General features: G+C 64.9%; 1 protein-coding gene. It reads right to left on the reverse strand.

Annotation, left to right across the window (positions count from 1 at the left end; genetic code table 11):
* Positions 1 to 268: ABC transporter substrate-binding protein (locus tag R0J88_RS20585; RefSeq protein WP_410900967.1), on the reverse strand; the 268-nt coding region annotated here is incomplete at both ends.

Below are 268 nucleotides of genomic sequence, written 5' to 3' on the forward strand. Positions count from 1 at the left end.
TGGAGGTGCCGAAGGCGACCGTCTTGGCGGCCTGGGCGATCGGGTCGGCGGCCTGGGCCGAGTTCGACAGCGTCGGGCCGAACACCATCAGGACGTTGTCCTTGAAGATCAGCTTCTTGAAGACGTTGATGGCTTCTTCTTTCTTGCCCTGCTCGTCCTCGACCACCAGCACGATCTTGTTGCCATTGATCCCGCCCGCGGCGTTGATCTCGTCGGCCGCGAGCTGGAAGCCGTTGCGGATCGACGCGCCGTACTGGGCGGCGCCGCC

The sequence above is a fragment of the Pseudoalteromonas sp. SIMBA_162 genome (assembly GCF_046535955.1).
Taxonomy (GTDB): Bacteria; Pseudomonadota; Gammaproteobacteria; order Enterobacterales; family Alteromonadaceae; genus Pseudoalteromonas; species Pseudoalteromonas marina.